This window comes from Bacillus sp. OTU530 (genome assembly GCF_038440375.1).
On record NZ_JASATP010000008.1, the window covers coordinates 1 to 20,505 of the forward strand.

Here is a 20,505-nt window from a genome sequence, read left to right on the forward strand (position 1 = left end):
CTGGCAAGCCCTGCCTTTGGGCGAAGACAGAGGCGTAGTTGCCCTTATACTGTATTCCTAAAATTTTCCGCTATGTGGAACGATCTCCTAGCTAGAAATGTATACCAAAAGTGTAAAAAAAGAAGCAGTAGGAATCCCTACTGCTTACTTTGTTTCGCGGTGTACTGTCGCTTTTTTGTCTCTTGAACAATATTTTTTAAGCTCAAGACGCTCTGGATTGTTACGTTTGTTTTTCTTTGAGATATAGTTACGCTCGCCGCATTCTGTGCAAGCCAAAGTGATGTTTACGCGCATTCTTATTTCCCTCCAGTCATTGTGGCATAAATCAGACTTTACTATGATATCACCTTTTTTATAAAATTTCTAGACCTTTTGATATTGTCTTATTTTTTCAATTAAATGAGTATTTTTTTCCTTTGCCGCTTCTGGAGTGGAAGACTGGGAATACACGATGAGCTTCGGCTGACTGAGATCAGATACGATATAGGACCAGTCCCCATTTTCATACTGAAACCGAATTCCATCCATGACTTCCATCTCTTGATTCTGCATATCAGCTAGAAGCATACGCATGACTCTCCCTTTTTCTCCCCACGGACAAACGACCTCATCCCAAAATAAGTAGCATTGAGGATACGGCTCAAAAACTCCATGAAGCGGCTGTTTTCGAGAAGCGATAAGCTCCAATAGCTTTCCAATCCGGTATAAGGAATCGTGTTCAAACCTCTTATGCTTAAACTCTCCTTCTTGGCGTTCTTCTTTGACGGAGCAAATGACATAGCTTGCTCCATGTTTTAGTAATAAAGGATACAGTACTTCTTCTCCCTGGTGAAATAAAATATCCGGGATCGCAACATTCTCCTGCCCGATGCTTTTATATACGTTTCCAAATGAATCATATAGCTCAAACATTCTCCCTTGCTCATGAAATATAATACCGACATCTGCTTTGCTTGATTGCATGAGCGATTTAACATGACTCTCGTTCGCTTGTGAGTATACCCACGTAAGTGAGCAACCGAGAAGCTGCAGAAATGAAAGTACCATATTATGAAATGGATTCTCTGTTTTATTGACAAGAAGATGAAACTTCTCATTTCGGATGAGCGATCTATTTAAGGATTGCAGCAAGGAATATACATACTGCTCTTCGCTAATGTTTGCCTCGGTATTTATGCCAATGCTTGTTACGTTTACATGCCGATACAGCTCTGACATATATATAGATTCAATCTCTTTTTCCATCCGGACAGAAATAGGATAACCGTCTTGATCATAAAAACGAACAACCATTTTCTCTTCATGCTGTAAGACAGATAGAAATACACCTCCTACCACATCTTCCATCAAGGCGGCGTAACGAAAGCAAGAATCGCTCACAGGCTGACATTCCATTGTATGAATACCTGCCGCATGCAGCCCGCTCATAAACGCTTGTTTCAGAAGCTGTGAATACGGGTTCCAATCGCCTCCGATTAAAATGGAGGAGTGAAGAGGGAAAATAGATCCATATGCCGCAGCCAACTTGACGATGAACTCAGGGGTAATATCTAAATTTGCGCGCCCAGCAACTGTGCCTCTTTGCAGCAGGGAGAGTGCGTTCTCCTGCTCGGACATAAGAGATGAGCTTAATACAGAGCTTCCTTCGATGACTTTTCCAGGTGCAACCTTTATCTTTGCCTTAACAACAGTGTTTTTCCCTAACTTACAGTGGTCCGCTACAATGCTTTTTTCAAACAATGTCGAGCCATCCTCGATCACCGTTCCGGATGCAATCGTCGTCCCTGTTAGTTCGCATTGCTTTCCAACATACACATCATTCCATAAAATTGTTTTTTGCACGTGCGTATTTTCGCCGATTATATTATTTTTTCCAATAATAGAATACGGCTCAATGAGTGCACCGCTTTTTACAACAGCACCATCTCCAATAAGAAGCGGTCCTTGTATTTTCGTTCCATCCTCAATTGTAACATCTGCCCCCATCCAGACCATTGGCAATACTTCCGTAAATGGAAGCTGCACACTCACCTTTTTCATCAATAAATCAAAATGCGCCTGTCTGTATTGGGGAAATGTCCCGATATCAAGCCAATACCCCTCACTTAAATAGCCATATATATTTTTCTTTTCCTTGAGCAATCTTGGAAAAATATCATGGCTGAAATCATAGAACATATGACGCTCCATATATGAAAAAATCTCTGGATTCATAATATAAATGCCTGTATTCACAGTATTAGAAACGACCTCATTCCAGCCTGGCTTTTCGATGTATTTCACAATGCGCCCATCTTCCTCTGTAACAGCAAGACCGAAGTCAAGCGGATGAGACACCTCTTTTAAAAAAATAGTTACCAAACGCTCTTCGCTTCGATGGAAATCCATCCCACGAGATAATTGAAAATCCGTTAATGCATCACCGCTAATGACAACAAATGGTTCATCTAAAAAAGCTTCTGCCTGCTTTACACTGCCAGCGGTTCCAAGCGGGGGTGAATCTTCAAAATAATGAAGCTTCACTCCCCACTTGCTTCCATCTCCAAAATAATTTTGAATGGCATTGCCCATATATTGAACCGTAACAGCAATTTCTTCAATTCCATGCTGCTTTAGCAATTCTAGGCTGTATTCCATAACCGGCTTATTGAGCAGAGGCAGCATAGGCTTTGGGAGATTGCATGTTAATGGCCGTAAACGCGTTCCCTTTCCTCCTGCCAAAATGACTCCCTTCATTCCCCTCAACCCCCACTTTTAGAATGATGAACAGCTCCTCTATAAACACGAATTGTATTTTCTGCTATTGTTGTCCAATTGTATTTTTGCAAAACGTATTCCCTTCCATTTTCCGCTATTCTCGTTGCTTCCTTTGGATTTGTGACAATACGTTCAATCTGCTCTATTAAGCTCCCTACATCCCCAGGGTGCATCTTAAAGCCATTCTCACTATGAATGACAATCTCGCTTAAGCCCCCTACATCGGATACGATGGTTGGCTTTGCGGCCAGCATTCCTTCCAATGCTACGATGCCAAACGGCTCGTATAGGCTCGGAACGAGTACAATATCACTTTCCTGCAAAAACGCCCTTTGCTCCTCCTCGCTTATATGACCGACAAAGGAAATCACGTGTCCGAGCCCTCTTTCTGTAACGACTGAACGATAATAATCCAGCATAGGCCCTTTTCCCGCAACAATAAACATTAAACAAGAATAGCGTTTAGAAAGTTCAGGAGCGGCATCAATGACCGTTTGAAATCCTTTTTCATTTACAATGCGTCCAATTGAGAAAACAATGATCCGATCTTGCAGTGCATATGTGTTTCGTACACTTTGCCCCATGCTTAATTTAAAAAAGTTTGTATCAATTCCATTTGGAAATATGGCAATTTTAGACGGAGATGCATCTAAAATCAGCTCAATCTCATGCTTCATATATGTGCTGCATACGATTAAAACATCGGATTCTTTTACAAGTTCTTTTTCTGTCATATGTATTTCATATTGGAGTGATGTATGAATCCCATTATTGCGTCCATGCTCTGTCGCATGAATTGTAGTGAGAAGAGGGATGTGTTCCTGCCGCTTAATTGCTGTTGCGGCGCTGCATACGAGCCAATCATGTGCATGAATGAGGTCAAATGAAACTTCCTTACACAAAACCTGCGCATATTGCACAATTGCCTTGTTTAAGCCATCAATCCACGTATAAAAGTCTGCACGATTGTCATAGTGACTTTTCACACGATGTACATGTACATGATTAATTTGTTCATAAAACTTGAAGTCATCTACATGTGTAGTAATGACATGAACCGTATGACCTTTTGCAGCCACTGCCTTAGAAAGCTCATATACATGTCTTCCAAGACCGCCCACAAGCATTGGAGGATATTCCCACGCCAACAGAAGAATTTGCAACACTTTTCTACTTCCCTCCTGTCTCTACTAAAAGAGACTTATCTAATTATATAGACGTTGTAAGCACTTTCATGACAATAGTCAGAATAAATGGAATTCTCAATAAAATGATACCACCTGTGAATAAGAGTGACAACGTTGTAATTTGTCTAATTTTGGAACATGGCAAATAAAAAATCTGTATACCAGCAAAAAAACAAATTTCTGCTGATATACAGATTGTTTTGTTATATGATCACGGAGAATCTAAAGAGAGACCCATTCCTTCGTTTTACTCATTCAGTAAATAGTGCTTCCCTTTAACAAGATAAAACACATTTTCTGCAATATTTGTGATATGATCGGCAACACGTTCAATGTAGCGGGCAATCAAAGACATTTGTGTAATTTGTGCAATTTCCTGTGGATGCTCCGGAATATAGGCAATAAACTCCCGAATAGATTTTCCGTATAATTCGTCCACTGTATCGTCCATTTCTGCTACCTGCTTTGCTAATGTTAAATCTTCCTCTTTATAAGCTTGCATGACAGTAGATAACATTTCATAGGCATTTTGAAACATAGTCTCTAGATCTTCAAGTGTAACAGCCCGCTCTTTTTCGCCAAGACGAATTGTGGACTTCGCAATGTTCACTGCATGGTCGGCAATTCGTTCTAAATCTGTTGCAATTTTAATAGATACAAAAATCCGTCTTAAATCAACAGCAACGGGCTGCTGCTTTGTAATGAGCATTAATGCAAAATCGTTAATTTCTTCTTCCAAATCATCTGCCCGCTGATCATCATCGATAACTTGCAGCGCCAGTTCAATATTTTTTGAACGTAAACCATTCATTGCTGTATTAAGAGCTTCCTTCGCTAATTCGCCCAGCTCCATAACTTTATCCTGTAGTGTATCTAAGTCGAAGTGAAACTGTCCACGTACCACCTTACCTGCCTCCTTGACGGTGAAAGTATCAACCGAAACGTCCTGTAATGTAATCCTCTGTTCTCTTGTCCTTTGGTGTTGTAAACAATTGATTTGTATTTGTATACTCGACAACTTCACCGCTTAAGAAAAATGCTGTACGATCAGAAACGCGAGCTGCCTGCTGCATATTATGTGTAACAATTACGATGCTAAAGTTCTTTTTCAGCTCTTGAATCAATTCTTCTACCTTTAACGTAGAAATAGGGTCTAACGCTGATGTTGGTTCATCCATCAAAATCACATCCGGCTCAATTGCCAAGCAGCGTGCAATACATACGCGCTGCTGCTGTCCGCCCGATAAACCATAGGCGCTATCATGAAGACGATCCTTCAACTCATCCCAAATCGCTGCACCACGCAGGCTTTTTTCCACAATTTCATCGAGCTGCTTCTTATCACGAATACCATGAATCTTCGGACCGTATGCAATGTTCTCATAAATGGATTTTGGGAACGGATTCGGCTTTTGGAACACCATTCCTACGTGAGTACGCAGCTCTTCGACATGATAGGACTTATCGAAGATATTTCGTCCGCGATATTGAATCTCTCCCGTTGTACGAACAATCGGCACTAGCTCAACCATCCGGTTTAATGTTTTTAAATAAGTAGATTTTCCGCATCCGCTCGGTCCGATAATTGCTGTTACTTCATTTTCATAAATGCTGAAATCAATATCCTTTAGCGCATGATCTTCCCCATACCAAAGATTTAGTTTTTTCGTATCGAACACGATATTTTTCGGTGTCTCTATTTTTGTCGTCTCACCTTTTACTTTTACATTTATAGCAGTAGCTACCATTTTGAATTCCCCCTTCATCCATTTCTAACAGTCAATATCTTTTTTGCTTTCGGTTTCTTAGCAGTACAGCAATGGCGTTCATTGCGAGTAATAAAGCGAGCAGTACAAGAATTCCCGCGGCTGCTACAGAATGAAATTCCTCCTGCGGCCTGCTCATCCAATTAAAAATTTGAATAGGCAAAACGGTAAAGCCCTCCAGTGGATTAACAGGTATATAATGAATAAAAGCAAGCGCTCCAATTACGAGCAAAGGAGCCGCCTCTCCTACCGCGCGGGACAAGGACAGGATGCATCCTGTCAATATGCCCGGAAACGCTGCAGGAATTACAACAGATCGCAGAGTTCGCCACTTTGTAGCGCCAAGCGCATAAGAGGCCTCCTGCAAGGAACGCGATACGGACCGCAATGCCTCCTGTGATGCTACTACGATGGTGGGAAGTACGAGTAAGCTCATCGTCAATCCGCCTGCTAACAGACTTTGCCCTAAACCCATGCCATATACAAAAACGGTTAACCCGAGCAATCCAAAGACGATGGATGGAACACCAGCAAGAGTATGAATATTTAACTCAACAAACCTTGTAAATGCCGTTCTTGGAGCATATTCCTCCAAATATAATGCTGTTCCGACTCCGAGCAATAAGGAAACAGGGGTTACAATTGACATTAATGCTATTGTTCCCCAAAGAGCAGCAGCAATACCGGCATCCTCTGGTCTTCGTGACGAGAAATGTGTCACAAAGCCAAAATCTATATAAGAAATCCCTTGCTTCACAATTTGATATATCAGAAGCAGTAAAATCAGCAATGAGGCTACAGTAGCCAATACAAATAACAATCGCTGCAGCACATCGATTCGAAACCGTCTCTTCATCCGCTTCTGCATTGCTTTATGATCCAGCATATTCACGAATAGCCCCCCTTAAAGCGACGAGCGATGTGACGGGCAGCCATATTCATAAAGAATGTAAAGATAAACAGCACACTCCCCACCGCATACATGCTGTAATAAGCAATCGTGCCGTGTGGTGCATCTCCAAGGCTGACCTGCACAATATATGCCGTTAAAGTCTGAATCGACTGCATCGGATTTATAGACAACACGGGTGTCGCTCCCCCAGCGATGACAACAATCATCGTCTCCCCCATTGCGCGGGAAACAGCGAGCACAATGGAAGCGAGAATGCCTGACAAAGCAGATGGCAGCACAACTCTAACAGTTGTTTCAAAGCGCGTAGCTCCCAGGCCGAGTGAACCTTCCCGAAAGGAAGACGGAACCGCATGGATCGCATCCTCTGAAAGAGAAGCAATTGTCGGAATAAGCATAATCCCAATGACAATGCCTGGACTTAGGGCATTAAAGAATTGCAGTTTTGGAATGATGGTTTGCAGCATAGGTGTAACGAATGTTAGTGCAAAAAATCCGTACACGATCGTCGGAATCCCTGCCAAAATCTCTAACAGAGGCTTAATAATCCTTCTGAGCCTATCCGAAGCATATTCGCTCAAATATACAGCACATCCCAGACCAATTGGAATAGCTACCATCATTGCGATAGTCGTCACGAGAAACGTACCGCATACAAGAGGGAGCATGCCGTATTGCGCATTTGTTCGAAAAAATGGCAGCCACTCTTTTCCTGTTACAAAATGGATAATCGATATGTGCTGAAAAAAAACTGTCGTTTCCGTTGCAAGCGTCCAGACAATCCCAATCGTTGTTAGGATCGATAGGCTTGCCGCGGTAAACAACAAAACTGGAACCGCTTTGCTGAGCAGCTGTTCTTTTCTGTGATGTTTGCGGTTACGCTGAATAAGCATACGAACCGAACCGACAGAACGACTGCGTTTGGACAAAGCCAAAGATGAAAACCCCTTTCCATCCTCCAGACAAGATTATGTTTTTTCTCTCTTTACACTGTAAGAAAGTATAAATTTCCAGCTAGAAGCTAACTCGACATAGTCGGAAATTTTAGGAATACAGTATAAGTGCAACTAGGCCTCTCTCTTCGCCTAACGGCTCGCCAATCAGCGAGTTTTCTTTATTTCATCCAATCGCCGCAGCTGCTGTTCATACTTTTGGCGCGGCAGCTGTACATAGCCAACCTCTTCCGCAAGCTGTCCGCCATACCGGAAAGCAAAACGCAGATAATCGTACACGCATTCCTTTTCACGGATCGATGCTTTGTTTACATACATGTAAAGCGGACGGGAAAGAGGCTTGTATCGACCGGATTGAATCGTGTCCTTCGCAGGCAGCACTCCATTTACAGCCACCGCCCTCACCTTTTGCTCATTTAAGGAGTAGTATGCAAATCCTAAAAAAGCGATGGCATACGGATCACTCATGACTCCTCTGACAAGCACATTATCATCCTCTGAAAATGTAGCAAACCTTGTCATGTCGCGTTCTCCTAAAATGGTTTCCTGAAAGTAGTCGTATGTCCCGGAATCAATGCCTGGTGCATAAAAGTGAATTGGCTGCTGCGGCCAGCTTGGATTAATATCAGACCATTTCTTTTGTTTGCCGCTTTCCGCCCAAAGCTGCTTCAGCTCGCTGTCTGTTATGTGCGTAAGCCAGGTATTGCGCTGATTGACAATAATGGTAAGCCCATCATACGCAATCGGAAACACAGCATATTGTATATCATTTTGTTTTGCAGCTTCCTGCTCTTCTCTTTTAATAGGGCGGGAGGCATTAGTAATATCTATTTCTCCTTTGATAAATCGATTGAATCCTCCCCCTGTGCCAGAGATACTAATGGGTGTTTTCACATAGGACTGCTGATGCGCATATTCTTCTGATACGGCCTCCATAATCGGAAACACAGTAGAGGATCCGTCCATTGTCACACTTCCCCGTAAGTAGGGATTTGCATGCGCGTCGAACGCAAATACAGTACAAGCAAATAGCAAAGCAGCTATGCTTGTAAAGCCTGTTTTCATCGTTTCCTTCCTCCCATAAAAGTCCTGCGCACAGGACTACACGAATAAGGATAATACCTGACTATTAATGCGGTTTTAACCCTTTGTAAATCTTTTGTAAATGTCGACACCCTTCGATAAACACTGCACCTGTACAAGCAATCGGGCTATATTATTATATGAAGCTTGTCCAAAAAAAAGCACACAATTCCTTCGATGGAATTGTGTGCTTTTTACTGTTTTTCGTCTAAAGTGAACTACAGAAGCGAAACAAGCGATGCCTGCTCTTTTTATTGGTTCTCAGCTTCTGCTCCTGTTCCTGTTTCTCCGTATAGAGACGGACTTACTTCCATTGCGACTTCTTCCTTTTTCAACTGAAAATAGGCATCTAAAATACGGCTTCCTATTTTTTTGTTTACAGCATTTGAGTCATTTTTCATCCAAGGTACAACAACAGAAAATGCCACTTCTGGGTTCTCATCCGGCGCATAGCCGATTAATGTTAAGTTATAGACAGGCGTTGTTCGTAATGAATCGATAGGACCATCATAGAAGGTTTCAGCCGTTCCCGTTTTTCCAGCCGCCTTATATGCTGCATATGGCGCCTTCATAAACAGGGAAGCCCCCGTTCCACTTGGTGTTTGCATAACCATACGGAAGCCCTCCTGCACAACCTTCAGATAGCCGTCATCCATATCAATACGGTTCAGCACAACCGGTTCAGTTGATTCTACTACTTTTCCGATTTCCCCAGTCGTTGTGCTTGGTTCACGAATTTCCTTCATGATTTGCGGCTTAATACGGTAGCCTCCATTCGCAATCGTAGATACATATTGCGCGAGCTGCAGCGGTGTATAGGTATCATACTGGCCAATCGCAAGGTCCAATAGGAGACCTGGCTGGTCAGCTGTCCCTTTAAAGCCGCTTGATTCATTTGGCAAATCAATGCCCGTCGGTACACCAAGACCAAACTGGCTAAAATATAAGCGCATTGTATCAAAGGCCTTTTGTTTAATATCAAGAGTCCCGCCCGGTACATATTGTACGCCTGCAATATTCATCGCTGTTTTAAACATAAATACGTTGGAGGATTGTTGCAGCGCCGTCTGAATTCCAATACGTCCCATGTTCTTCCATGATTTTTTGACAGGAGTTCCTTTAATTTTGATCGGCTCATCCACTAGCGTTGTATCCGGCTTAATGGCTCCTGTCTGCAAACCGGTCAGAACCGTCGCTCCTTTTACAGCAGATCCCATCGCATAGGAGCTTGTCATTGTGCCAAGCGCAAAGTCCTGTACTTCCTGCTTGCCGTCCTTGTTCACGAGCTGTTTGCCGGCCATGGATAATATCTCGCCATTTTTCGGGTTCATCATCACAACAAATGCACGGTCGAGCATTGTCTCGCCTGTAGCCTTTGCAGCCTTCAGCTCTTCCTCAATAATCTGCTCTACCCGCTTTTGCAGCTCCATGTCCATTGTTAAGATTAAATCTTTTCCTCGGGATCCTTTGGAAACATAGATTGTATCTAAAATATTCCCCTTTTGATCCGTAACATTCTTCACTTCCGCCTTGGTGCCATGCAGCATATCTTCATATTCTTGCTCAATATAGCTTTTTCCAACGCGGTCGTTGCGGTTATAATCGCGGACTAAATAGTAATTCAGCCGGTCTACTGGCAATCCTTCATCAGCGCTTGACACATTTCCAAGAACAGTCCGGAATAAATTGTCGTACGCATAATTTCGATCCCAATCTGTTGTTGTATCAACACCCGGCAGCTTGTCCAGATTTTCGCTGATTACCGCATACTCCTGAGGTGTCACATCTTTATTTTTAATAATTTGCGGTGTATTCGTATAGCCGCTATCCATTTGCCGTTTAATAGCTAAAACTTCTAACTGGGCCGGCGTCAACTCTTGCAGCTCGGCATCCGTAATTCGTGCCAGCTGCCGTTTATATACTTCAGCATCATCAATTTTTTTATCTTTGAGCTCTTGTCTATCTTTTGCTGTAATTTTCTTTTTAGCACGGTCCTCATTCAACAGCATCCAAAAATCTTTTTTATCACGCTCAGTGATTTTATCAGTCGGCATGTCGATGAGCTGTGCCAACTGCTGCGCCACTTTCAAACGCTCCTCACTTGTGGATCCGCTCATTCTTGTATACGTAATCGTTCGCAGAGGCGTATTATCAACAACAATGCGATGATAGCGGTCATAAATTTTCCCGCGCGGTACCGCTGTACTTACTGTTACGTTCTCGGTACGCTCTACTTCCTTTTTATAATCCTCTCCGTATACAATCTGCACAACACCTAAGCGCAGGATAAGCGCTGAAAACATAACAAACACGAGAAAGAATAATAGATTTAATCGGAGCGGCACAGGACTTTTTTTCTTTTTCTGCTTCTTTTTCATTCTCATAAGGGACATTCTTCTGAAAGAGCGATCTTCCCTTCTCCCTCCTTTCATTCAAACGCAGCGCGATAGCTTTTAGAAGCAAGCGCCGGAAAAAGGGACACCTTGTAAGCAAGGTGTCCTCACGTAGTTCTTATTTTACCATAAAGCATGCGAGAAGTTAACCTTCCCCTTCCGTAAGTTCCTGCCTTGTTCGCGATACTTGCAGTCCTGGTTTCGGCTGCACTGTTGTCCCATACGCTACATTGCGAACTGTAAAATATATAAGAAGATGTCCCATTCCTAAAATGCCAAGTAAAACGGGCAAGCTTTGCTGCGGCTGAAAAAAGCGAACAGCAATCAAAAAAGAGACGATAGAGCAAATTCTTCCAGCATTTAAGAATAGCTCGCGAACAACGATATACTCCACACGAAGCTCCTTTGCCTGACGAGCCTTGCCAATCACATCATATGTCATGGACATATACGGCACGAGCAAAATAGGATAGGCAACGGCAATGCAGGCCGCATAAATAAGCAGCTTCGGATAGGTGACATCAATGATAACAAGATACACTCCTACGTACAAAAGCAGGCCCCCAAGAAGAATTGCCTTTTTTCGATACGCATCCTTAATGAGACGTGTTGCCAAATAGTAACAAAGAAATGAAATTGCTGAACTGACAAGCCCAAACTTCCCGATGGCAAGCTCACTTCCCGTTGTTATGTACACATAGACCGAGATAACAAATACGAAAGTCCCTTCTCGAAGTCCTTGGAAAAAGTGAGCCAGCGTCACTCGGTTCCAGTTTCGATTATGCCGTCGTTCTCGAATAATTTTCACAAGCTCATATTTCCCTTCACACTCCCTGCGTGACAAAAAAAAGCTCATGACAATCGCAATAGTAAATAAGGTTAATGAAAGAATGAAAATAAAAGTATATCCATTCCATCTTTTCATGTGAGAAATCACATATCCGGCCAAAATAGGACCGATCATGCCAGCAAGTGATGTTAGCAGCCCTAGAAAGCCATTGAAAAAATCTCTCGTTTCCGGCTCTGTAATTTCAAATGTAAGTAAATTAAATGCGAGCCAATAAAACCCATAGCCAATTCCAAGCATGCTTCCGATGAGTAAAATATATTGTGAGGCATTTGTTCCAGTCCATAAAACCGTAATAAAAAAAGCGGCAAGTGCGCTCATTCCTAAGCGCAAAATAATGATGCGATCCACATTTTTCGCCAGCTTCCCTGCACATGCGAACGTAATCGGCTGTGCTATCACAACAGCTAAATTATACAATCCAATGTTCAGAAAATCCTTCGTTTGCTTCCAAATGTAGATGTTCACGAACGTATTGGATAACGAAATAGCTAATGTGTACAACCCGCCGATTGTTAACAGCAACACGAGATCACGGTTGATTTCCACATCTCCAATTAAATGCTTTGTTTTCATCATTTAAAACTCCCCTTTACTTCAAAGCTTAGTCTTCCGAGTTAGGGGAGAATTATGTAAGAAAAAGGGGAGTTGATGAGGCGAAGACAGAGGCATAATTGTACTTACATTTAATCACTTAAATTACCAATTATGCAAAATTACCCTTTAACTAGAAATTTATACCTTCTTACAATAAAAAAACAGGCCGAATGAGCGGCCTGCTAAATCATTATTTTGCTTCTTGGTAACGTTTCTCAACAGCGTTCCAATCCACTACATTCCAGAATGCAGAAATGTAGTCAGGACGACGGTTTTGGTAGTTCAAGTAGTACGCATGCTCCCATACGTCTAATCCAAGAACAGGTGTTTTACCTTCCATTAATGGAGAGTCTTGGTTTGGAGTGCTTGTTACTTCGATTTCACCGTTGTTTACAACAAGCCATGCCCAACCAGAGCCGAAGCGAGTTGTAGCTGCTTTTGCAAACTCTTCTTTAAATGCAGCATAGCTGCCGAATTTTGCATTGATTGCTGCAGCAAGTTCGCCTACTGGCTCACCGCCGCCATTTGGAGAAAGAATTGTCCAGAATAAAGAGTGGTTTGCATGGCCGCCGCCGTTGTTGCGAACTGCAGTACGAATTGCTTCTGGTACTTCTTCCATGTTAGAGATAAGTGCTTCTACACTTTTCGCTGCTAATTCTGGATAGCTTTCCAAAGCTGCGTTTACGTTTGTTACGTAAGTGTTGTGGTGCTTTGTGTGGTGGATGTTCATTGTTTCCTTATCGATATGAGGCTCTAATGCATCATAAGCGTAAGGTAATTGTGGTAATTCATATTTTGCCATTTTGTAATTCCTCCCGTATATATGTACTCGGACGTAAGCTCGTCTGCCTATAGCCCATACTTATTGTACACTATTTTTTCAAGATGGAAAATAAATCTGCTGCCGGTTTGTACAATTTGAAATACGAATCCCTCGTAAAAAGCGTCTTGTACTAGGTAAAACAAAAACAGCTTTTATCGGCATCGCTGATTGGCGAAGACAGAGGCGTAGTTGCCCTTACACCGTACTCCTAAAATTTCTCGCTACGTCCAATGGTCTTCCAGCTAGAAATTATCCTTTCTTACAGTATAAAAAGCCCCCAATTCGGGAGCTTGCGCTGTTAGATATATGTATGGCAGAACGGAAAAGGTGGGATTCGAACTCACGCACGCTTGCACGCCTACCACATTTCGAGTGCGACCCCTTGAACCAATTGGGTACTTTTCCAAAATGGACCCTGTAGGACTCGAACCTACGACCGGACGGTTATGAGCCGTCTGCTCTAACCAGCTGAGCTAAGGGTCCTTGATAGTAGCGGCGGAGGGGATCGAACCCCCGACCTTACGGGTATGAACCGTACGCTCTAGCCAGCTGAGCTACACCGCCATGAAAGCCTTCACATTTGAGACATATATAAATTTATCATATGTAAAACAATTGTGTCAATCATAATTATTCCATATTCTTGTATATTTTTCCATAGCTATTCCTTGTTCTTCTTCTTCTTGCTGCGTTACAATAAAAGTGCCGAATTTTAAAATAATAAGGAAGTGAAATCATGTCAATATTCCAGCAGTTGTACAAAAGCTTATATTCTCCAAAAGTTATGGCACGCTATCGATTTCAAAAAATCGGAAAATCAATTTTATACATATTCCTCCTTTCTTTACTTATGCTTATTCCGGAAATGGTTCATTTGACAAATTTGGTACGTACAGAACTATCTCTTGTTGAACGAACTGTACAATCAGAAATTCCAGAATTTACAATCGAGCAAGGAGAACTAAAAGCGGATATACAGGAACCGATTCTAAAAAACGAAAATGATTTTGTATTCTTGTTTGACCCAAATAGCGAGGAACTTCCCTCTTCCCTCACACATCAGGATGGCTTATTTTTCTTAAAACATAAAGCCATTCTTGTCTCGGATGCAAACAATGAAGCATATACATATTCGTTACTAAACGATACTACGATCTCGAAAACGGATGTAGAAGAATTTCTTAGCATGATTAGAAGCATTTATCCGATTGCCTTAGTCGTTTTAGGTGTGCTTTTGTATTTATTTGACAGTTTTATCATGTTATTTGGTGTGACCGCTCTTGCTTTCATTGGCAGGCTTATTGCTGCTCAAATGAATCGCAATGTTAACTATAAACAGGCATGGACGCTGACAGCTTACAGCTTTACAATCCCAATCGTATTTTTTATGGTTATGAAGTTTTTAAGTATAACGGTCCTACATTCGTTTTTAATCTTTGTCGTTGTTTCGTGTTTTGTTCTTTTCTTAACATTAAAAGAAATTCCTCCTATAAAAGAGAAAAAAAACTTGTAAAAATGCCGCCTATTGCGGCATTTTTTTATAGGACAAGCATATATTCTCTACAAAGAAGGAGGAGAATGTATGAAACGCATCGGCATAACACTGTTTGTTTTACTCATTGGATACTCTTTATTTTACGATATAACTGTTGGCACACTGCCGCTTCTCAAACCAAAAGCACAGGAAGCAACTGCAAAGCCTGCGATGGGTTCCAGCACAAGTGAACAAAAACAAGCCGATGCTGCATACAAAAAAATCGAGGTCAAAAGCGGCGATACCGTTCTGTCCATTGTAGAAGCCATTAGCAAAGAAGGAACGTTACCTTCTGTAGATATGATTACAAATGATTTTAAAAAGCTAAATACAAACGAATCCCCATCTAAGATAAGAATAGGAAAGACATATAAATTCCCATTATATAAATGAAGAACCTCTTACTTTTATTCTTTATGCCTAAAAAACAGACCTTTAAAGAAAACTCGCCGATTGGCGAGCCCTGCCCTTGGGCGAAGACAGAGGCGTAGTTGCAATGATACTGTATTCCTAAAATTTCCCGCTACGTCGAATTGGCTTCCAGCTGGAAATTTATACTTTCTTACAGTGCAAGAAATGTGAAAGGCGCAGCCTGATGAGCAGAAAGAGGCTGAGTCGCTCTTTTACGTAGCAAAACAGTTATTTCTATAGTAAAATTAACTAGAACGACTCTACTGTGGTAGTAGTTGCGTAAATAGCACTCGTCTGCTGGCTATCGTTCGCCTACAGCATACAAGAGTCGCAAAGGAAACCGCAAAAAACTGTGGCGCGAAACTAAAACAAGAGTACGGGCTAGAATCCTCTATCTTCAATCGAAGGAGCTTCCTTTGGGAAGGCAGAGAGCTTAAGACAGTACTCATATGATCAGGAGGAAAGCAGCCATTACGGTTAACTCTTTTACAAGGAGAGCGATATGTTCGTGAATGAAATTACACATCGTACAAAAACCCGACCGGTGAAAGTCGGAAACTTAACAATCGGTGGAAATAATGAGTTAGTAATACAAAGTATGACAACAACGAAGACACATGATGTCGAGGCAACAGTGGCAGAAATTCTCCGTCTAGAGGAAGCAGGCTGCCAGGTTGTTCGTGTTGCCGTTCCAGATGAACGTGCTGCAAACGCCATCGCCGATATTAAAAAGCGCATTAATATTCCTCTTGTTGCAGACATTCACTTTGACTACCGCCTTGCTTTAAAGGCCATTGAGGGCGGCGTAGATAAAGTGCGTATCAACCCAGGAAATATCGGAAGACGCGAAAAGGTAGAAGCAGTGGTAAATGCCGCAAAAGCAAAAGGGATTCCAATTCGAATCGGTGTAAATGCTGGTTCTTTAGAGCGTCATATTCTCGAGAAATACGGTTATCCAACAGCGGACGGCATGGTAGAGAGCGCCCTTCATCACATTAAGATTTTAGAAGACCTCGACTTCCATGATATTATCGTATCCATGAAGGCATCTGATGTAAATCTGGCAATCGAAGCATATGAGAAAGCAGCGAAGGCCTTTCAATACCCGCTTCATCTTGGTATTACAGAATCAGGAACATTGTTTGCCGGAACAGTAAAAAGCGCAGCAGGTCTTGGTGCAATCTTAAGCAAGGGTATTGGCAATACATTGCGCATTTCCTTAAGTGCCGATCCAGTAGAAGAAGTAAAGGTTGCACGCGAATTACTGAAATCATTTGGCCTTTCTTCCAATGCTGCTACGTTAATTTCATGCCCAACGTGCGGCCGCATTGAAATTGATTTAATTAGCATTGCGAATGAAGTGGAAGAATATATCTCCAAAATAAAAGCACCGATTAAGGTAGCTGTATTAGGCTGCGCCGTAAACGGCCCGGGAGAAGCACGGGAAGCGGATATCGGTATTGCCGGCGCCCGCGGTGAAGGCCTCCTCTTCCGTAAAGGTGAAATTGTCCGTAAGGTACCGGAATCTGTAATGGTAGAGGAATTGAAAAAAGAAATAGATAAGATTGCTGAGGAATACTACGCTGAAAAAGCAAAACAAGAAACAAAATAAACAGCGGACATCCAGCATGATGTACAGACTAAACATAATCAATACAAGAAAAAGAGCTTGGAACGTCTTCCAAGCTCTTTTTCACACTTTAAGCAAAAGTCCCTTGTTTTATTTTACACAAACCGGACATTTCCCGTATATTTCGAATTTATGTCCTGTTACCTCAAAGCCTTCAAATCCCGACAAGGATACATCCATCGGGCAGAGGTGAACCTCCTTCGTTCGCCCACAGTCGAGACAAATAAAATGATGGTGGTGCTGTGTCGTTGAACATGTAAAGCGGAAATGCTTCTCCCCGTTCAATTCTGTTTGTTCTAAAATACCAAGCTCCACAAAAAGAGCTAAATTACGATAGATGGTATCAAAACTTAAGCCTGGATAGGTATCCTTCATATTTTCCAACACGTCTTTTGCCGTTAAATATTTATTATGTGAAGAAAATAGATTCAGCATATCTTCACGCTTTCCCGTATGCTTGAAGCCTTTTTCCTTCATTAGCTTTAACGCTTCTGTCAGATTCATGTCCATCCCTACTTTACGCTGTTTTTTTCTTTTTCCACATGATCGCTCCTACCAAAATTGCAACAGCAATCATCACAATTGTCCCTCCTGGAGCCAAATCCAGTTGATATGAAGTGATAAGTCCTCCCACAACAGCCAGTTCTCCAAAAAGAATAGAAAAGAAGATAGTCTGTTTAAACCCCCTTGCAATGCGGATACTCGCCGCCACTGGTAAGGTCATGAGCGATGATACAAGTAAAATGCCGACAACTCTCATAGATGCAGCAATCACAAGAGCCACCAGTACAATAAAAATGAAATGAATCCATTTCGCACGCAGGCCCGTTGCAGTTGCATACTCCTCATCGAAGGAAAGTAAAAACAGCTCTTTATATAGGAGGAAAACTGTTGCAAGAACAAGAACAGCTATGCTGATAATAACCGTAAGATCTCCCTTGCTTACCGCACTGATGCTTCCGAATAAATAGGAGAATAAATCGGTATTAAATCCATTAGCCAACGAAATAAAAATCACACCAATACCGATGCCTCCCGATAAAATAATCGGCACTGCCAGCTCTTGGTAATGCTTATATACAGCCCGCAACTTTTCAATGAAAAGCGCTCCGCCAATCGAAAACACCATCCCCATATATAAAGGGTTGATAAATCCGCCCGGAAATAATGTTTTCTCCAAAAGTAAGCTTGCGGCAATACCAGAAAGCGTTACATGGCTAAGCGCATCGGCAATAAGCGACAATCGCCGAATGACAATAAACACGCCAAGCAGTGGGGCAACAAGACCAATAAGAACAGCGGCATATAGCGAATTACGCAAAAAATCATACTGCAAAAAATCTTGTATCATCTTGTCCCTCCGTGGTGCTCATGACTATGTTCAAGCAGATGAATATGATGCCCATAAAATGCTGACAAATCATGGTTCTTCCGCTCCTCAAATAGCTCTGTCTCTCCATGAAAATGCAAGTGCTTATTCAAACAAGCAACATGCGTTACCTTTTCTGTAATAGCTCCGATATCGTGTGTAACAAGAATTAGCGTAATTCCCAGCTCTGTATTTAAATGCTCCAGCATACTGTAAAAATTTTGCACATTCTCAGCGTCAACACCTACTGTCGGTTCATCCAAAATGAGCAACTCCGGCTCACTTACAAGTGCCCTGGCAATAAAAACACGCTGCTGCTGTCCACCCGATAATTCTCCGATATTACGGTTCATAAATTCGCTCATCCCAACATCCGTAATGGCTTGTTTCACCTTTTTCTTTTGTGACTTATTCAAAAATCGAAACAAACCCGTCTTTGATACAAGCCCCATCGATACTACTTCAAATACAGTAGCCGGGAATCCAGAATTAAAGCTATTTGCCTTTTGTGATACATAGCCAATCTTATTCCAGTCTTTAAACTTGCGACTATCTATACCAAATAACCGAATCGTTCCCTGCTTTGGCTTTACAATCCCCAATATACATTTTAGAAGGGTGGATTTACCGGATCCATTTGGGCCAACAAGTCCAAGAAAGGAACCCTTACGAACATGTAAATGAATATCCTCCAGCACCTTTTGATCCTCGTACTGAAACGATAAATGATCAATTTCTATAATATGATTCATCATATCTCACCTTTATAATTCAGAATTCTTCCGATTTATATCTGTTCGAATTATAGTACAGTTCACACCAATTGTAAACTCATTTATCTTACACTAGACTAGATCTTTTCTATACTCCTGCCTGCCGCACGAAAAAACAAGAGATGGCACCATCTCTTGTTAATGAATTGCAGACTTAAACTTTGCACCTTTTGTTTCCTGCGTATTCATAATTGTAATAAATGCTTTTGGATCAATTTCGTGCACAATGCTTTTCAGCTTCGTTACCTCAAGGCGAGTAATAACCGCATAAATAACCTCTTTCTCTTTATCCGTGTATCCTCCCTTGCCAACAAGCTTCGTTGTACCGCGGCCAAGACGGTCCAAAATGGCATTTGACACATCCTCATAATAGTCTGAAACAATAATCACTGCCTTTGTTTCATCAAGACCTTGAATGACCGTATCAATGGTTTTAAATGCAATATAATATGTCATCACTGAATACATCGCCTGCTCAAGCCCAAACACAAATGCCGCCCAAGCAAAAATAAAGATATTCATAAACATCACGAACTCTCCAACAGAAAAGGGCAGCTTCTTTGTAAGCAGAATTCCTAAAATTTCTGTTCCATCCAAAGAACCCCCATGTCGAATTACAAGCCCAACGCCAACCCCAAGAGTTAAACCGCCAAATACAGTAGCTAAAATCGGATTTGTTGTAAATGGCTGAAAGTGATGAAGCACTCCTTCAATAACAGCAAGGCAGATGACTGCAAAAATTGAAGAAAACATAAATGTTTTTCCGATTTGTTTGTACCCGGAGTACATAAAAGGTAAATTCAGGAGGATTACTAAAGTGGAAAAGTTAAGCCACCAGACACTTTGCGGTACAATAAAGTCCAAAATGAGGGAGATACCAATGATTCCGCCATCAATAATTTTATTCGGAATCAAAAATAGCTCAATCGCTACTGCTGCACAAGCCGCCCCAATCATAATCATCACTAAACGATATAAAATATGACCTAAGCTTTCTTTTTTATGTTGTTTATTCCCCATCGCTTCTCCTTTACAAGATTACTATTTTATGCCTACGTGTATACTGCTATTGTGACATTTTACACAAAGTTAGATAAACTTTATTATACCATACTTTTCTTCAAGTTGGGAAAACAAAGGAATATGAACAAGCTTCCTTTACATATATTCCGTTAGATAGCGGAAAAGGAGGAAGCGTATGAACTTCATTCAGCAAATTGTAAATAAAAAGCTAAACAACATCACAACGAATGAATTGCTGAAATTAAGCAAGGAGTATCAAATTCCCATTACGGAAGACCAAGCACAAAAAATTGTTTCCCTCATAAAAGGGAAGAATATTAACATTTATAGTCACATAGAGCGAATTGAACTTATCAAACAAATCGCACAGGTAACCTCACCATCAACAGCGCAACAAGTAAATATATTGCTGCAAAATCTGCTAAACTAAAAAGGAGGAGTGAGCCCTC

Annotated in this window: 19 protein-coding genes and 3 tRNA genes; 4 read left to right on the top strand and 18 right to left on the bottom strand. The window is 41.6% G+C overall.

Going from position 1 to position 20,505, the window contains the following annotated elements:
* Positions 1-144: 144 nt before the first annotated feature.
* The 14 genes from rpmG to AAHB12_RS07935 form a co-directional block, all read right to left on the bottom strand.
* Positions 145-294: a 50S ribosomal protein L33 gene (rpmG, locus tag AAHB12_RS07870; RefSeq protein ID WP_129727240.1), complete on the bottom strand. Its 150-nt coding sequence runs from the start codon at positions 292-294 to the stop codon at positions 145-147.
* Between the two features lie 69 nt (positions 295-363).
* Positions 364-2,736, bottom strand: coding sequence for a sugar phosphate nucleotidyltransferase (locus AAHB12_RS07875; protein WP_342044896.1), 2,373 nt, complete (start codon positions 2,734-2,736; stop codon positions 364-366).
* A gap of 5 nt (positions 2,737-2,741) precedes the next feature.
* A complete protein-coding gene (locus AAHB12_RS07880) occupies positions 2,742-3,923 on the bottom strand; it encodes a glycosyltransferase family 4 protein (RefSeq protein ID WP_129727242.1) in 1,182 nt (393 codons plus the stop codon).
* Positions 3,924-4,191: 268 nt separating this feature from the next.
* Complete coding sequence (phoU, locus tag AAHB12_RS07885; RefSeq protein WP_129727243.1) at positions 4,192-4,848, bottom strand: phosphate signaling complex protein PhoU; 657 nt, start codon at positions 4,846-4,848, stop codon at positions 4,192-4,194.
* A gap of 28 nt (positions 4,849-4,876) precedes the next feature.
* The gene (gene pstB, locus AAHB12_RS07890; protein WP_129727244.1) at positions 4,877-5,692 is read right to left on the bottom strand and encodes a phosphate ABC transporter ATP-binding protein PstB; all 816 of its coding nucleotides are present in this window, start codon (positions 5,690-5,692) and stop codon (positions 4,877-4,879) included.
* Positions 5,693-5,723: 31 nt separating this feature from the next.
* On the bottom strand, positions 5,724-6,602 hold the full coding sequence (pstA, locus tag AAHB12_RS07895) for a phosphate ABC transporter permease PstA (RefSeq protein WP_342044897.1): 879 nt from the start codon (positions 6,600-6,602) through the stop codon (positions 5,724-5,726).
* Positions 6,599-7,555, bottom strand: a complete 957-nt coding sequence (gene pstC, locus AAHB12_RS07900; protein WP_342044898.1) for a phosphate ABC transporter permease subunit PstC — start codon at positions 7,553-7,555, stop codon at positions 6,599-6,601. The genes pstA and pstC overlap by 4 nt, the downstream gene beginning before the upstream one ends.
* 165 nt (positions 7,556-7,720) lie before the next feature.
* A complete protein-coding gene (locus AAHB12_RS07905) occupies positions 7,721-8,638 on the bottom strand; it encodes a PstS family phosphate ABC transporter substrate-binding protein (protein ID WP_129727248.1) in 918 nt (305 codons plus the stop codon).
* Between the two features lie 269 nt (positions 8,639-8,907).
* Positions 8,908-11,034 carry a peptidoglycan D,D-transpeptidase FtsI family protein gene (locus AAHB12_RS07910; RefSeq protein WP_342045018.1) on the bottom strand — a complete coding sequence of 709 codons (2,127 nt, stop codon included), beginning with the start codon at positions 11,032-11,034 and terminating at the stop codon, positions 8,908-8,910.
* Between the two features lie 160 nt (positions 11,035-11,194).
* Positions 11,195-12,472, bottom strand: coding sequence for an MFS transporter (locus AAHB12_RS07915; protein WP_129727397.1), 1,278 nt, complete (start codon positions 12,470-12,472; stop codon positions 11,195-11,197).
* A 211-nt stretch (positions 12,473-12,683) separates the two neighbouring features.
* On the bottom strand, positions 12,684-13,295 hold the full coding sequence (gene sodA, locus AAHB12_RS07920) for a superoxide dismutase [Mn] (RefSeq protein WP_129727252.1): 612 nt from the start codon (positions 13,293-13,295) through the stop codon (positions 12,684-12,686).
* A gap of 340 nt (positions 13,296-13,635) precedes the next feature.
* Positions 13,636-13,721, bottom strand: a tRNA-Ser gene (locus AAHB12_RS07925).
* 4 nt (positions 13,722-13,725) lie between these two features.
* Positions 13,726-13,799, bottom strand: a tRNA-Ile gene (locus AAHB12_RS07930).
* Positions 13,800-13,806: 7 nt separating this feature from the next.
* Positions 13,807-13,880: transfer RNA gene (locus AAHB12_RS07935), tRNA-Met, on the bottom strand.
* Positions 13,881-14,052: 172 nt separating this feature from the next.
* Between AAHB12_RS07935 and AAHB12_RS07940 the strand changes: the two genes are divergently transcribed.
* The 3 genes from AAHB12_RS07940 (at position 14,053) to ispG (ending at position 16,873) form a co-directional block, all read left to right on the top strand.
* The gene (locus tag AAHB12_RS07940; RefSeq protein ID WP_342044899.1) at positions 14,053-14,829 is read left to right on the top strand and encodes a DUF1189 domain-containing protein; all 777 of its coding nucleotides are present in this window, start codon (positions 14,053-14,055) and stop codon (positions 14,827-14,829) included.
* A gap of 69 nt (positions 14,830-14,898) precedes the next feature.
* On the top strand, positions 14,899-15,243 hold the full coding sequence (locus AAHB12_RS07945) for a hypothetical protein (protein ID WP_129727256.1): 345 nt from the start codon (positions 14,899-14,901) through the stop codon (positions 15,241-15,243).
* A gap of 520 nt (positions 15,244-15,763) precedes the next feature.
* Complete coding sequence (gene ispG, locus AAHB12_RS07950) at positions 15,764-16,873, top strand: flavodoxin-dependent (E)-4-hydroxy-3-methylbut-2-enyl-diphosphate synthase (protein WP_342044900.1); 1,110 nt, start codon at positions 15,764-15,766, stop codon at positions 16,871-16,873.
* 108 nt (positions 16,874-16,981) lie between these two features.
* Here the strand turns inward: ispG and AAHB12_RS07955 are convergent, their stop codons facing one another.
* From AAHB12_RS07955 to AAHB12_RS07970, 4 genes are all read right to left on the bottom strand, one after another.
* Complete coding sequence (locus AAHB12_RS07955) at positions 16,982-17,395, bottom strand: Fur family transcriptional regulator (RefSeq protein ID WP_342044901.1); 414 nt, start codon at positions 17,393-17,395, stop codon at positions 16,982-16,984.
* 13 nt (positions 17,396-17,408) lie between these two features.
* Positions 17,409-18,242, bottom strand: coding sequence for a metal ABC transporter permease (locus AAHB12_RS07960; RefSeq protein ID WP_342044902.1), 834 nt, complete (start codon positions 18,240-18,242; stop codon positions 17,409-17,411).
* Positions 18,239-19,012 (bottom strand): metal ABC transporter ATP-binding protein, encoded by a 774-nt coding sequence (locus AAHB12_RS07965; protein WP_129727262.1) that lies wholly within the window; start codon positions 19,010-19,012, stop codon positions 18,239-18,241. The genes AAHB12_RS07960 and AAHB12_RS07965 overlap by 4 nt, the downstream gene beginning before the upstream one ends.
* 159 nt (positions 19,013-19,171) lie before the next feature.
* Positions 19,172-20,053 carry a YitT family protein gene (locus AAHB12_RS07970; protein WP_129727264.1) on the bottom strand — a complete coding sequence of 294 codons (882 nt, stop codon included), beginning with the start codon at positions 20,051-20,053 and terminating at the stop codon, positions 19,172-19,174.
* 178 nt (positions 20,054-20,231) lie between these two features.
* Between AAHB12_RS07970 and AAHB12_RS07975 the strand changes: the two genes are divergently transcribed.
* Positions 20,232-20,486, top strand: a complete 255-nt coding sequence (locus AAHB12_RS07975) for a DUF2624 domain-containing protein (RefSeq protein WP_342044903.1) — start codon at positions 20,232-20,234, stop codon at positions 20,484-20,486.
* The last annotated feature ends 19 nt before the right edge of the window (positions 20,487-20,505 follow it).